At 63.8% G+C, this 13,362-nt stretch carries 13 protein-coding genes and 1 pseudogene; 5 read left to right on the top strand and 9 right to left on the bottom strand.

Annotated features, from left to right (window positions below):
• Window positions 1-14 precede the first annotated feature (14 nt).
• From FJV77_RS18580 to FJV77_RS18570, 3 genes and pseudogenes are all read right to left on the bottom strand, one after another.
• On the bottom strand, window positions 15-929 hold the full coding sequence (locus FJV77_RS18580; RefSeq protein WP_142868216.1) for a sugar phosphate isomerase/epimerase: 915 nt from the start codon (window positions 927-929) through the stop codon (window positions 15-17).
• A gap of 57 nt (window positions 930-986) precedes the next feature.
• A pseudogene (locus FJV77_RS18575) lies at window positions 987-2,074 on the bottom strand (Gfo/Idh/MocA family oxidoreductase).
• Between the two features lie 118 nt (window positions 2,075-2,192).
• The gene (locus FJV77_RS18570) at window positions 2,193-2,963 is read right to left on the bottom strand and encodes an IclR family transcriptional regulator C-terminal domain-containing protein (RefSeq protein WP_142868215.1); all 771 of its coding nucleotides are present in this window, start codon (window positions 2,961-2,963) and stop codon (window positions 2,193-2,195) included.
• Window positions 2,964-3,079: 116 nt separating this feature from the next.
• Between FJV77_RS18570 and FJV77_RS18565 the strand changes: the two genes are divergently transcribed.
• From FJV77_RS18565 to pcaF, 3 genes are read left to right on the top strand one after another with little or no spacing between them, the layout of a single operon-like run.
• Window positions 3,080-3,937, top strand: a complete 858-nt coding sequence (locus tag FJV77_RS18565; protein WP_142868214.1) for a CoA-transferase — start codon at window positions 3,080-3,082, stop codon at window positions 3,935-3,937.
• Window positions 3,934-4,722 (top strand): CoA-transferase subunit beta, encoded by a 789-nt coding sequence (locus FJV77_RS18560; protein ID WP_142868213.1) that lies wholly within the window; start codon window positions 3,934-3,936, stop codon window positions 4,720-4,722. The genes FJV77_RS18565 and FJV77_RS18560 overlap by 4 nt, the downstream gene beginning before the upstream one ends.
• A gap of 1 nt (window position 4,723) precedes the next feature.
• Entirely contained in the window at window positions 4,724-5,929 is a 1,206-nt protein-coding gene (pcaF, locus tag FJV77_RS18555; RefSeq protein ID WP_142868287.1) for a 3-oxoadipyl-CoA thiolase, read from the top strand.
• A gap of 13 nt (window positions 5,930-5,942) precedes the next feature.
• Here the strand turns inward: pcaF and pobA are convergent, their stop codons facing one another.
• The 6 genes from pobA to pcaD are packed head-to-tail and all read right to left on the bottom strand — an operon-like array spanning window position 5,943 to window position 10,754.
• Window positions 5,943-7,115 (bottom strand): 4-hydroxybenzoate 3-monooxygenase, encoded by a 1,173-nt coding sequence (pobA, locus tag FJV77_RS18550; RefSeq protein WP_142868212.1) that lies wholly within the window; start codon window positions 7,113-7,115, stop codon window positions 5,943-5,945.
• A complete protein-coding gene (locus FJV77_RS18545; protein ID WP_142868211.1) occupies window positions 7,115-8,167 on the bottom strand; it encodes a 3-carboxy-cis,cis-muconate cycloisomerase in 1,053 nt (350 codons plus the stop codon). The genes pobA and FJV77_RS18545 overlap by 1 nt, the downstream gene beginning before the upstream one ends.
• A 12-nt stretch (window positions 8,168-8,179) precedes the next feature.
• Entirely contained in the window at window positions 8,180-8,794 is a 615-nt protein-coding gene (gene pcaG, locus FJV77_RS18540) for a protocatechuate 3,4-dioxygenase subunit alpha (RefSeq protein WP_142868210.1), read from the bottom strand.
• Window positions 8,794-9,549, bottom strand: a complete 756-nt coding sequence (gene pcaH, locus FJV77_RS18535; protein ID WP_142868209.1) for a protocatechuate 3,4-dioxygenase subunit beta — start codon at window positions 9,547-9,549, stop codon at window positions 8,794-8,796. Before pcaH ends, pcaG begins: the two co-directional genes overlap by 1 nt.
• Entirely contained in the window at window positions 9,539-9,952 is a 414-nt protein-coding gene (pcaC, locus tag FJV77_RS18530) for a 4-carboxymuconolactone decarboxylase (protein ID WP_142868208.1), read from the bottom strand. The genes pcaH and pcaC overlap by 11 nt, the downstream gene beginning before the upstream one ends.
• Window positions 9,945-10,754 (bottom strand): 3-oxoadipate enol-lactonase, encoded by an 810-nt coding sequence (pcaD, locus tag FJV77_RS18525; RefSeq protein ID WP_142868207.1) that lies wholly within the window; start codon window positions 10,752-10,754, stop codon window positions 9,945-9,947. The genes pcaC and pcaD overlap by 8 nt, the downstream gene beginning before the upstream one ends.
• Window positions 10,755-10,847: 93 nt before the next feature.
• Between pcaD and pcaQ the strand changes: the two genes are divergently transcribed.
• Both pcaQ and FJV77_RS18515 read left to right on the top strand, forming a co-directional pair.
• Window positions 10,848-11,765, top strand: coding sequence for a pca operon transcription factor PcaQ (pcaQ, locus tag FJV77_RS18520; protein WP_142868206.1), 918 nt, complete (start codon window positions 10,848-10,850; stop codon window positions 11,763-11,765).
• Between the two features lie 296 nt (window positions 11,766-12,061).
• Window positions 12,062-13,360 carry an ABC transporter substrate-binding protein gene (locus FJV77_RS18515; protein WP_142868205.1) on the top strand — a complete coding sequence of 433 codons (1,299 nt, stop codon included), beginning with the start codon at window positions 12,062-12,064 and terminating at the stop codon, window positions 13,358-13,360.
• Window positions 13,361-13,362 lie beyond the last annotated feature (2 nt).

Here is a 13,362-nt window from a genome sequence, read left to right as displayed (position 1 = left end):
CTCCCGCCCGATCCCTACAGACCGTTGGCGCGAAATTTCCCGTCGAGAAATGTTTTCGCGCGCGGCACATCATCCTCGGTCAGATGCTCGATGATAACAGGAATATTCGGGTGCTTTTCGCTGAGCCGCCTCAGATAGAGATCGTAGTTCAGCGACCCGAGACCGGGCGCCGGCAGTTCGATCTCGCCGACACCGCGAAAGGTCAGCCCTTCATGTGCATCGGCATCGCCGATATCGGCATGCTTCTCCGTCTTGTCGCTGCCGGAGCGCTTCACATCCTTGGCATGCGCAATCCGGATCTTGTCGGTCAGCGTGTCGAACACCTGGTTCAGCACCTGGTCCATGCGGTCGATGTTGTGCGCTTCGAAATAATTGGTCGGGTCCATCAAAAGGCCAAGGCCGGGATGGTCGACCTGCGCGAACATTTTTACCGTCTCCTCGACAGAGCCGACGACATTGTTGACATAGATTTCGAGCAGGAACACCGCGCCATGGTCATAGGCGGTCTGGGCAAGATCCGAGATCACCTTGCGGCATTCCTCGAACCCCTCCTCGGTCTTGTTCCTAGGGTGATGCACCCAGTCGGATTCGGTGTTGTAGGTGCCGGTCTCGGAGATCACATAGGGCGAGCCGAAGTTGCGCGCGTTGCGGATAATCTCCTTGAGGTAGCCGACGCGTTTCTCGCGCTCGCCTTTATCCGGGTGGATGATGTTGGTGTAGCCCGAGATACAGCAGACCGGCAGATTGTGGTCGCGGAACGTGTCGCGCACCGTCCTCGCCTTATCCCTCGTGATCCGCCCGGCTGACAGGTCGATATCGCGGAAATGCAGATCGAGCTGCACCGTGTTGAAGCCGAGCGCACGGATGCGTCGGGCGGACTCCGCGAGCTCATAGGGGAAATAGCCGGTGAAGATCCCTGCCTGCATCATGATATGAACTCCTCCCGGTAAGCGATTCAGCCGCCCGCTATTTGGGCGGCAACATGTTCAGTCGATCGAAATCTCGGACAGCTTGACGGTGCGGCCCTCCGCCATCGAGCGGTAGCCCGCCTCGACCAGCGCCATCGTCTTGACGTTGTCGGCGACCGACAGCGCGGGCGGCGTGCCGGTCTTCAGCGCATGCTGCAATTGTTCCATCACGCCGATGAAAGCATGCGGGAACCACATCGTCTCCCAGCTCGGGCTGACCCACTTGCCGCCGGTCGTCTCGGTCGAGGCATAGGTCAGGGTCGAGGCAACGCCCTTCGGCCAGCCGATCGTTCCTTTGGCGACACCCTTGGTGCCGTCGACGCGCCAGTTGATGTGCTGGTCGTCCTCGTAGCCTTCCTGGCGCGGACCGGACCAGACATCCTCCAGTGACACGGCTAGCACGCCGGAGGGAAAGCGCAGTGTTGACACGGTAATCCCGTCGGAATGGTCGAATGTCGTGCGCGGATCCTTGCGCGTCAGCGTGGTGATCTCCGAGGGATCGCCGAACAGGAAGCGCAGCACATCGAGATGGTGCACGCTCATATTGGCAAGCGTCAGCCGGTCGTAGTCCGCGAGGAAAGTCTGCCAGTGCGGGATCGCGTGCATGTCGATCTGAGCAAAGACGATCTCGCCCAGCGCGCCGCTGTCGATGATCTGCTTCAAGACGCGCATCGACTGGTCGTAGCGCATGTTCTGTTGACCGAGAGGATCTTGCCGGATTTTGCTGCTTCATCGCGTAGCTTGACCGCTTCCTCGACCGAAAGCGCCAACGGCTTCTGCGCCAGGACCGCCTTGATGTGTGGCTGCTTCAGCGCATGGCGGATCAGCGCCGGCTGCTGGTCGGGTGGAAAGGCAAGGTCGACGATCTCGACCCGCTCGTCCTCGATTAGTTGCTCGGGCATGTCGTGAACGGTCGCAATGCTCCAGCGCGTCGCCACTTTCTCGGCGCTGGCCTTGGTCCGCGAGGCGATCGCCACCACTGGGAAACCGGCTTGGGCATAGGCGGCGAGATGGCATTCGGCCATGATCATGCCGGCGCCGATGCAGCCGATCCGGTATTCGCTGGTGCGAACCCTTACATCCGGCTCGAAACCCTGGCCTGCCATCCATTCCTCCACTAGAGGACAGGATATAACGCCATGGCCGGCGGATCAGCCAAGGTCCGCTCCATCAATTCCCATCAGAACCAAGGCAGCGCCAGGCTTCGGATAGGTCGCACTCCGGTCAGACGAAGAAAAATTCCTCGACGCGCTGCTTGGCATTGCGCAGCACCGGCAGGATATCCCGCTCCATCTCTGCCACCGAAAACCGCGCCGACTGGGTCGACATGTTGATTGCCGCCACCGTCCGCCCGGATCGGTCAGCAATCGGCACGGCGATCGATCGCAGGCCGAGCTCCAGTTCCTCATCGACGATGGCAAAGCCACCCGCCCTTGCGGCGTCGATCGCCTTGCCAAGTGCTGCGCGGCTGGTGATCGTCTTCGGCGTCCGCCGCTCGATCCTTGCTTCGGCAAGGAAGGACTTCAGTTCGTCCGGCGCGAGCCCCGCAAGCAGAACTCGCCCCATTGAGGTGCAATACGCCGGCAGCCTGGTGCCGACATCGAGCGACACGCTGAGGATGCGCCGGCCGGGAATGCGTGCGACATAGACGACCTCCTCGCCCGAAAGCACCGCCGCGTTGCAGGCCTCATTGAACTGCCCCGCCACCTCTCGCAGGATCGGCGCCGCGAAGGTCCACAACGAGGCGCCGCCGAGCCAGGTCCGGACAATGGTCAACAGACGCGGCGAAAGCGAAAACAGCCGTCCGGCTTGCGTCGCGTAGCCCGTCGCGGTCAGCGTCAGCAGGAAGCGACGCGCACCGGCGCGGGTCAGCCCAGCTTCCTCCGCCATCTCAGTCAGCGTCATGCCGGCCGGATGCCGGGCAAGGATCTCCATGACCGCAAGGCCGCGCTCCAGCGAACCGACATGGTCGCGCGCCGTTCCCTCGTCGTCCATGCGGCCTCCGCGAAACAATCTGTCGCCATTGACTCGACATGGCGGCTTGGCGTAAGAGTATCTCATACAAAACAATTGTTCGCAATACGAACTTTTCTCATTCCGGAGTTCCTGCGATGGTCAAATTCCTGCCGCTCAAACAGGCCGTGGCCGAGAACCTGCACGATGGCGATGCGGTCGCCTTCGAGGGCTTCACCCATCTGATCCCGACGGCGGCGGCGCATGAGGCGATCCGCCAGGGCTTTCGCGACCTCACCCTTATCCGCATGACCCCTGACCTGATCTACGACCAGATGATCGGCATGGGCATGGCGAAGAAGATCGTCTTCTCCTATGTCGGCAATCCCGGCGTCGGCCTGCTGCGGCGCGCCCGCGATTCCATCGAGAACGGCTTTCCCCGGTCGATCGAGATCGAGGAGCATAGCCACGCCGGCATGGCCAATGCCTATGAGGCGGGTGCGGCCGGCCTGCCCTGCGCAGTGTTCCGCGGCTATCGCGGCGCCGGGCTTGTCGGGGTCAATCCGAACATCAAGTCGGTCACCTGCCCGTTCACCGGCGAGGTGCTGGCCGCCGTTCCTTCGATCCGCCCGGACGTCACCTTCATCCACGCCCAGAAGGCCGACAAAAAGGGCAATGTGCTGGTCGAAGGCATTGTCGGCATCCAGAAGGAAGCGGTGCTTGCAGCAAAACGCGCCGTGGTGACGGTCGAGGAAGTGGTCGACGATTTCGACGACCTGCACCCCAACCTCACCGTGCTGCCGCGCTGGACCATCGCTGCGATCTCCGTCGTGCCCGGCGGCTCGCACCCCTCCTACACGCACGGCTATTATGCCCGCGACAATGCCGCCTATCTCGAATGGGACGAGATCGCCGCCGACCGAGACAAATTCCAGGCCTGGATGCAGGCCAATGTCATCGAACGCACGGCCGATGATTTCGCGGCCCGAGTCGAACATCTGAGGAGTGCGGCATGAGCGGTTTCACCCCCAATGAGATGATGACCATCGCCGCCAGCCGCGCCTTGAAGAACGACGATGTCTGCTTCGTCGGCATCGGCGCGCCGTCGGCCGCCTGCAACGTCGCGCGGCTGACGCATGCGCCCGACATCACGCTGATTTATGAAAGCGGCACCATCGGCACCGCGCCCGATGTTTTGCCGCTGTCGATCGGCGACGGTGAACTCTGCGACACCGCCGTCACCACCGTCTCGGTGCCCGAAATGTTCCGCTACTGGCTGCAGGGCGGCCGCATCTCCATCGGCTTCCTCGGTGCTGCCCAGCTCGACAAATTCGGCAACATCAACACCACCGTCATCGGCGACTATGCGCATCCCAAGACCCGGCTGCCCGGCGGCGGCGGCGCGCCGGAGATCGCTACCTCGTCGAAGGAGATCTACATCACCATGGCGCAGACCAAGCGCGGCATGGTCGAGAAGATCGACTTCTTCACCTCCTTCGGCCATGGCGACGGCGGCGACCACCGCCAGCGCCTCGGCATCGACACCGCAGGGCCAACGCTGCTGATCACCGACCTCGCCATCTGGAAGCCGGACCCGGTGAGCAAGGAATTCACCGTGGTGTCGCTGCATCCCGGCGTGACGCGGCAGCAGGTGCAGGACACCTGCGGCTGGGTGGTGAAATTCGCGGATGCACTGGAAGAGACGCCGGCGCCAACCACGCTGGAACTGACGACATTGCGCGACCTGCAAGCCCGCACCAAGGCGGCGCATGAAGGAAGCGGAAAAGAAAAGGCTGCATGACATGGCCGAGGCCTTCATCTGCGACTACATCCGCACCCCGATCGGCCGCTTCGGCGGCTCGCTTTCCTCAGTGCGCGCGGACGACCTCGGCGCCATCCCGCTGAAGGCGCTGATCGAGCGCAATGCCGGCATCGACTGGCAGGCGGTCGACGACGTCGTCTACGGCTGCGCCAACCAGGCCGGCGAGGACAATCGCAATGTGGCGCGCATGTCGTTGCTGCTGGCCGGACTGCCGAAGGAGGTTCCCGGCTCGACCGTCAATCGCCTGTGCGGTTCCGGCATGGATGCCGTCACCATCGCCGCTCGCGCCATCAAGGCCGGCGAGGCTGAGCTGATGATTGCCGGCGGCGTCGAATCGATGAGCCGCGCGCCCTTCGTCATGCCCAAGGCCGAGACCGCCTTTTCGCGCCACGCCGAGATTTACGACACCACCATCGGCTGGCGTTTCATCAACCCGCTGATGAAGAAGCAATACGGCGTCGATTCCATGCCCGAAACGGGCGAGAACGTCGCCGAGGATTTTTCGGTGTCGCGCGCCGACCAAGATGCGTTCGCCGTGCGCAGCCAGGACAAGGCCGTCGCTGCGCAGGCCAATGGCCGGCTGGCGAAGGAGATCACTCTGGTGACGATCCCGCAGAAAAAGGGCGATGTGGTCATCGTCTCCAAGGACGAGCATCCCCGCGCGGGCACCACGGTCGAGACTTTGGCCAAGCTGCCGACGCCGTTCCGGCAGGGCGGCACGGTCACCGCCGGCAATGCGTCGGGCGTCAACGATGGCGCCGCGGCGCTGATCGTCGCCTCGGAAGCGGCTATGAAAAAATACGGCCTGACGCCGATTGCCCGCATCCTCGGTGGTGCCGCGGCCGGCGTGGCGCCGCGCATCATGGGCATCGGCCCGGCGCCGGCGACGAAAAAGCTCTGTGCCCGGCTCGGCCTGACGCCACAACAATTCGATGTCATCGAACTCAACGAAGCCTTCGCCTCGCAAGGTATCGCCGTGCTGCGCCAACTCGGCATCGGCGAGGACGCGGATTACGTCAACCCCAATGGCGGCGCCATCGCGCTTGGCCATCCGCTCGGCATGTCGGGCGCGCGCATCACCGGCACCGCGGCGCTGGAGCTGCGCGAACGCGGCGGCCGTTATGCGCTGGCCACCATGTGCATCGGTGTGGGCCAAGGCATCGCTGTGGCGCTCGAGCGGGTTTGAGATCGCACCGCCCTCAATACGGTAAACCGACATAATTCTCGGCCAGCGCGGTCGACGCCGCTTGCGAATGCACGAGATAGTCGAGTTCGGCCTCCTGGATGCGCTGGCCGAACTCGCCGGTGTCGGGAAAGCGGTGCAGCATCGTTGTCATCCACCAGGAGAAGCGCACCGCCTTCCAGACTCGCGCCAGCGCCTTGGCCGAATAGGCGTCGAGCCCGCCCAGTGATTTGTCCAGGTAGAATTCGCGAAGTCCGGCAAAGAGATAGCGCACGTCGCTGGCAGCGAGGTTGAGCCCCTTGGCGCCGGTCGGCGGCACGATGTGGGCGGCGTCGCCGACCAGGAACAGCCGGCCAAAGCGCAGCGGCTCGGCAACGAAGGAGCGCAGCGGCGCGATCGACTTTTCGAAGGACGGCCCGGTGACGACGGCAGCTGCCGTTGGTTCCGGCAAGCGGCGGCGAAGCTCATCCCAGAAGCGGTCATCCGACCACGCCTCGACCCGCTCGTCGGCCGGGACCTGCACATAATAGCGGCTGCGATGGGTCGAGCGCATCGAGCACAGCGCAAAGCCGCGCTCGTGATTGGCATAGACCAGTTCGTGATCGGCCGGTGGTACCTCAGCCAGCACGCCGAGCCAGCCGAACGGATAGGTCCGCTCGAAGGTTTTCAGCGCGCGCTCGGGCGCCGATTTGCGGCTGACGCCGTGATAGCCGTCGCAACCGGCGATGAAGTCGCAGTCGATGCGAAGGCTGACGCCATCCTTGTCATAGGTGACGTAAGGCGCTTCACCGTCGAAGCCATGCAGCGCGACATTGGACGCTTCGTAGACGGTGGTGAGCCCCGCCGCCTCGCGCTTGTCCATCAGATCGTGCGTCACTTCCGTCTGGCCATAGACGGTGACGTGCTTGCCGCCGGTCAGCGCCGTGAGATCAAGCCTGTGCAGGCTGCCGCCGAAGGCAAGCGAAATGCCGGCGTGCAGCAGGCCCTCGGCATGCAGCCTTGCCGCGGCGCCCGCTTCCTCCAGCAACTCGACGGTGCCTTGTTCGAGCACGCCTGCCCGCACGCGGCCAAGCACATGCTCCCGGCTCGAACGCTCGAGGATCACCGTCTCGACGCCGATGCCGCTGAGCAGTTGGCCGAGCAGCAGGCCGGACGGCCCGGAACCGACAATGACGATCTTTGTACGCATCAGTGCCCCAGGCTTTCGATCTCTCCGGCGAGCTCCGCAGCGAGCCGTAGTGCAGCCGCGGTCGCAACCGCCATTTGCGGCAGAAGCAGCCATTCCAGCGTCCACGCAGCGCCCGAGCGCTCCTGCTCATGCGCCAGCGCCTGGTGCATGCCGGAAAGCTGCGTGGCGTTGAAGCGCGCCAGCGCCACCAGCGCTTCGGCCTTCACCGGGTTCTGCTTGTGTGGCATGGCCGACGAGCCGCCGCCGCCGGACAGCATGATCTCAGAGCCGGCCTGCGCCATCAGCGCGATGTCCTGGCCGAACTTGCCGAGGCTGCCGGTGATGAGCGACAGCAAGCTGGCGAATTCGGCCAGCGCATCGCGCTGGCTGTGCCATTGCGGCGCATCGCCAAGGCCGAGCTTTGCGGCAAGAGCCGCGCGCACCGCGGGGCCCTTGTCGCCGAACTTCTCCAGCGTGCCGGCGGCGCCGCCAAATTGCACTACGAGCAAACGTCGCGACTGTTGCGACAATCTCTGCTGATGCCGCTGTAGCGGTGCCCGCCACGCTGCGACGCGGTCCGACACTTTTATTGGGATCGCCACCTGCATCCGTGTCATCCCGGTCAATGTCCTGCCCCCGAAACGCTCTTCCAACGCCGTAAGCCGCACGATGTTTTCAATCAGCAAGAGATCGAGATGGTCGATCACGCGGCGCAGCCGAAGCACCAGGCCAGTGTCGACGACATCCTGGCTGGTTGCGCCGAAATGCACGCTGGTCTCGTGCGGCGCACCGACCGCTGCCTTCAATTGGCGCACCAGTTCGGGCACGATCACGCCGTCCTTGGCCACACCGGCGCGCAGCCGCGCGGTATCCGGCTTGTAGGACGACAGGACAGCGACAATTGCCGCCGCGGCGTCCTTGCCGATGATCCCGCTTTCGGCTTCCGCTTCCGCCAGCGCGCGCTCGAAATCGAGCATGGCGGCGATTTCCGCGTCGGCGGAAAAATACCGTGCCGCCTCCTCGTCGCCGAGAAGGCCGGACAGCAGCGGATGGTCGAAGGGCGATACGGTCATGCGAAGGGTCTCCTAGCTGTCGAAGAAGACCGTTTCCTTCTCCCCCTGGAGATGGACATCGAAAATATAGATATCACCTTGCCGCTCGGCGATCAGCGTCGGCACGCGCACCTTGTGCTCGATGCGGGCGAGGATCGGGTCTGCGGCATTGGCCTTCTGCTCGTCGGAGAAATAGAGCCGTGTGTGGAGGCCGATGTTGATGCCCCGCGCCACTATCCACAGGCTGATATGCGGCGCCATAAGCCGCCCGTCGCCAAACGGCACGCGGCCCGGCTTGATCGTCTCGAAGCTGCACAGGCCGGTTTCCATGTCGGTCGGCTGACGGCCCCACCCCTGAAAATCCGGATCGGCATCGCCGCGTAATTCGGCTGGCGAATTGTAGAACCCCTTCGCATCCGCCTGCCAGATTTCGATCAGGGAATCCCGGAGCGGCGTGCCGGTGCCGTCGAGCACGCGGATACGCAAACCAATGCGCTCGCCCTTGGTCTTGTCGTTGAGCATGGTCGCGCCGAGGTCGCTGGCATACACGCCACCGATGCCGCCGAAATTCGGCGTCAGCCCGATATGCACGTAAGGCCCCGCCGTCTGCGACGGGCTCTCCTTCAGCCGGCTGAGCGACTGTGCCATCAATTGCCCTCCGGCCGATTTTCGAACATCGAGGCGCGGCGTCCGCGCAGCACGATGTCGAACTTGTAGGCGCGCGCGTCGAAGGGGATCGTCGCCTGCATATCGAGTGCGGCGATCAGCGTCTCGACGGCCGCCCTGTCGCGGATGCCACGCACGATCGGGCAGCGCCAGATCAGCGGGTCGCCCTCGAAATACATCTGCGTGATCAGACGTTGCGCAAAGCCGTGGCCGAACACCGAGAAATGGATGTGCGAGGGACGCCAGTCATTGGGGCCATTCGGCCAGGGATAGGGACCGGGCTTGACGGTGCGAAAGGCATAGCCGCCCTCATCGTCGGTGATGGTGCGGCCGCAGCCGCCGAAATTCGGATCGAGCGGCGCCAGATACCCGTCCTTCTTGTGGCGGTAGCGGCCACCGGCATTGGCCTGCCAGAATTCGAGCAGCGCGCCCGAGACGCCAACGCCGCGCTCGTCGAGCACCCGCCCATAGACGATGATGCGCTCGCCGATAGCGCTCTCGCCGGGCTTGGCGAAATTGTGGATGAGGTCGGCATCGAGTTCGCCCAGAATGGCGTGGCCGAACACCGGGCCGGTGATTTCCGACGCCGTGTTGTCGAAGGCCAGCAGCGCCTTCTGCGGCGAGCGCAGCACCGATGTCTTGTAGTCCGGCGTCAGCGCCGGCGGATGCCAGTTGCGGTCGCGCTGGAAGAAGGCACCGGTCTCGGGCCTGCGGTTCGAGCCCGCATCAGCTGGCATGGCCATTCCTGCTTCCGTCCATTTCCGAAAACACCTCCTTGGCGATCCTGAAGGCGCGGTTGGCCGCCGGCACGCCGGCGTAGATCGCCACATGCAGGAACGCTTCGCAGATGTCGTCACGCGAGGCGCCGGTGTTGGCGGTGGCGCGCACATGCATGGCGACCTCTTCATCATGACCGAGTGCGGCGAGCAGGGCCAGCGTCACGATCGAGCGCTCGCGCTTGCTGAAACCCGGCCGCGCCCACACCGTCCCCCAGGCTGCCTCGGTGATCAGCTCCTGGAACGGCCGGTCGAAATCGGTGACGGCATCCTCGCTGCGGTCGACATGCGGGTCGCCGAGCACCGAGCGCCGCACCGTCAGACCGGTCCGGTATCTGGTCATGGTCTTGGACACTTCATCCATGGATCTGCTTTCTCTGAGGAAGCGACGCGAGAAATTCTCGGATCAGGGCGGTCAGCGCACCGGGCTGCTCGACGCAAGGAATGTGGCCGGCATCCCGAATGATCTCGAAGCGCGCGCCGGGAATGAGTTCTGCCAGCCAGCGAACCAGGTCCGGCGGCGTCGAGCCGTCCTGGTCACCGACGACGCAAAGCGTAGGAATCGCGATAGCCTGAGCGACCTCGGTGAAATCGGCGTCGCGCACTGCGGCGCAGGTGCCGACATAACCGGCGACGGCTTGCCGGGTCATCATGTTCCAGTAGCCGTCAAGCTCGGCGATACGGTCCGCGTGGAAGGCCGGGGTGAACCACAGTTTAAGCACTGCGTCGGCGATGGCCTGGATGCCTTTGCTTTCGACGGTTGCTATTCGGGTGTTCCAGCTGTCGGCGGTGCCGATCTTGTGCGCCGTGTCGCACAGGATGAGACCTTCGACTATGTCGGGCCGCCTTGCATAGAACCCTTGCGCGACCAGGCCGCCGACCGACAGGCCGCAGAGCACGACATTAGTCAGCCCGAAATGATCGATGAGGCCGGAGAGATCGTCGACATGATCGTCGATCGAGGCGATGCCGCCAATGTCGGAAAGACCGTGGCCGCGCTTGTCGTAAACCAGCAAGGGCATGTCAGCGTTCAAGTCAGACACCACTTCGTCCCAGATGCGGAAGTCGGTACCGAGCGAATTGATAAACACGACTGGCCGCGCGTTCCCATTCGCCTTGAAGTTGCGATGGTGCAGCGTGATGCCGCCAATGTTGACGAATGGCACGATTTCGATCCTCCGTGTTCACATTGCACAAGGCATTTGGTTTGGTAAAATGATATTTTGCGCCGTTTCATTAACTGGGAGGTTATGAGAACCATGTCCGAAAGCCGCATAAGGTTCCGTCACCTGCAGGCTTTCCTTGAGGTAGCGCGGCAAGGCAGCGTGGCGAGGGCAGCCGACTTTCTTCACGTCAGTCCGCCGGCGGTGACCAAGACGCTGCGCGAACTGGAAGAGGCGCTTGGCATCGCAGTCGTCGAACGCGACGGCCGCGGCATCAGGGTGACACGGCTCGGCGAAATCTTCCTCGGTCATGCCGGAACGGCGATCACCGCCTTGAAGCGTGGCGTCGATTCCGTCCGCCAGGACGGCGCCATCAACCGCCATCCGATCCGTATCGGCGCGCTGCCCACAGTGTCGGCCAGGGTCATGCCGCTCGCCATGAGTCTGTTCCTGAGTGAAAATACGGGAGCGGCGATCAAGATCGTCACCGGTGAGAATGCCGTCCTGCTCGAACAGTTGCGCGTCGGCGCGCTCGATCTTGTTGTCGGCCGGCTGGCGGCACCGGAAAACATGACCGGCTTCTTCTTCGAGCATCTCTATTCCGAACAGGTTCTGTTCGTGGTGCGGGCCGGCCACCCCTTGGCGCAGCCGGGCCAGGACATCTTCGCCCGCCTCGATGAGTTTCCGGTGCTGATGCCGACCCGGGAATCGGTCATCCGCCCGTTCGTCGACCGCCTGTTCATCACCAATGGTATGACCGCGCCGGCGACCGAAATCGAGACCGTCTCGGATTCCTTCGGCCGCGCCTTCCTGCGGCAAAGCGATGCCGTCTGGATCATCTCGACCGGCGTCGTCGCCAATGAAATCTCCAGCGGCGCCTTCGTCGCTCTGCCGGTCAATACCGAGGAAACCAAGGGACCTGTCGGGCTGACGATGCGGACCGACACGGCCCCCTCGCCGGCCTTCGCCATCCTGCTGAAAACCATCCGCGAGGCAGCCCGCCGAGGCAGCTGAGGCAGTCGTCCTTCGCGCCGGCACAGCAAACAGTCAGTTTCGGCGACGCGATCCCGGGTGCAATTATCGTAACCCCAGGGTTAACGAAACACCGCAAAATATCATTTTACCAAACCAAACACCTAGGGCACTGTGACGATGGGAGGATCGAAATCGTGCCGTTATCGGCATTGGCGGCGTTCCGCTGCCGCTTCAGAGCCAGCCGGGGCGATATCCGATCTGAATAAGGGCGGCACCGATTTTGAGCAGGCCGGCGGTCGCCTCCAGGCACCGCCAGGAAAGGGAGGAATATCAGCATGACCTCAAGCAAATCCGGCGTCTCGCGGCGCCAGTTCATCGCCACATCGCTGGCCGGCGGCGCAGCCCTTGCGCTCAGCCGCGGCAAAGCTTTCGCGCAAGCCGCCGACACGCTAAAGGTCGGCTTCGTCAGCCCGCGCACCGGGCCGCTCGCCGGCTTCGGCGAGACCGACGGCTATGTGCTCGACCTTGCCCGCAAGGCGCTGGCCAACGGCATCGAACTTGGCGGCAAGAAATACAGTGTCGAGATCCTCGACCAGGACACGCAGTCCGATCCGTCCCGCGCCGGACAGCTCGCCAAGGACCTGATCAACAACCAGGCCATCGACCTGATGCTCGCCGTGTCGACGCCCGAGGTCATCAATCCGGTCGCCGACGCCTGCGAGGCCGCCGGCGTGCCGTGCCTGTCAACGGTCATGCCCTGGGAAGCCTGGTATTTCGGCCGCGGCGCCAAGCCAGGCGCGCCCTCGCCGTTCAAGTGGACCTATCATTTCGGCTTCGGCGTCGACGAGTTCTTCAGGGCCTATGTCTCGCAGTGGAACCTGATCGAGACCAACAAGAAGGTCGGTGTCATGTATCCGAACGACGCCGACGGCAACGCCATCCGCGCCCATCTGGCGCCGTTGCTGGCCAAGCAAGGTTTCACCATCGTCGATCCCGGCGCGTATGAGACCGGCACCACCGATTATTCCTCGCAGATCGCGCTGTTCAAGCAGGAAGGCGTCGAGATCTTCAACTCCTTCCCGATCCCGCCGGATTTCGCCGCCTTCTGGCGCCAGGCGGCGCAGCAGGGCCTAACCCGGCAAATCAAGATCGCCCAGGTCGCCAAGACCGGACTGTTCCCGTCCGACATCGAGGCGCTCGGTGACCTCGGCATGAAGATTTCGAGCGCAGCCTACTGGCACAAGGCCTTCCCCTACAAGTCGCCGCTGACCGGTGTTTCGGGAGCCGAACTTGCCGATGGCTATGAGGCCGCCAGCGGCAAGCAATGGACGCAGCAGCTCGGCGCTTCGATGTCGCTGCTCGACGCCGGCTTCGAAGCCCTCAAGGCAAGCACCGACGCCAAGGACAAGGCGGCGGTGGCCAAGGCGCTGAGCACGCTCAAGACCGAGACCATGATCGGCAAGGTCGATTTCACCAGCGGCCCGGTCGCGAATGTCTCGCCCGGCCCGATCATCGGCACGCAGTGGGTGGCCGCCAAGGAAGGCAGCAAGTTCCCGCTCGACTATGTGGTGACCGAGAACGCCACCGATCCGAAGGTGCCGGTCGAAGCCAAGCTCCAGCCGTACAACGGCTGATC

It is taken from the genome of Mesorhizobium sp. WSM4306 (genome assembly GCF_007003975.1).
Lineage (GTDB): Bacteria > Pseudomonadota > Alphaproteobacteria > Rhizobiales > Rhizobiaceae > Mesorhizobium.
Note: the sequence above shows the minus strand (reverse complement) of the source record. Positions and strands in the feature narration are given on the sequence as shown.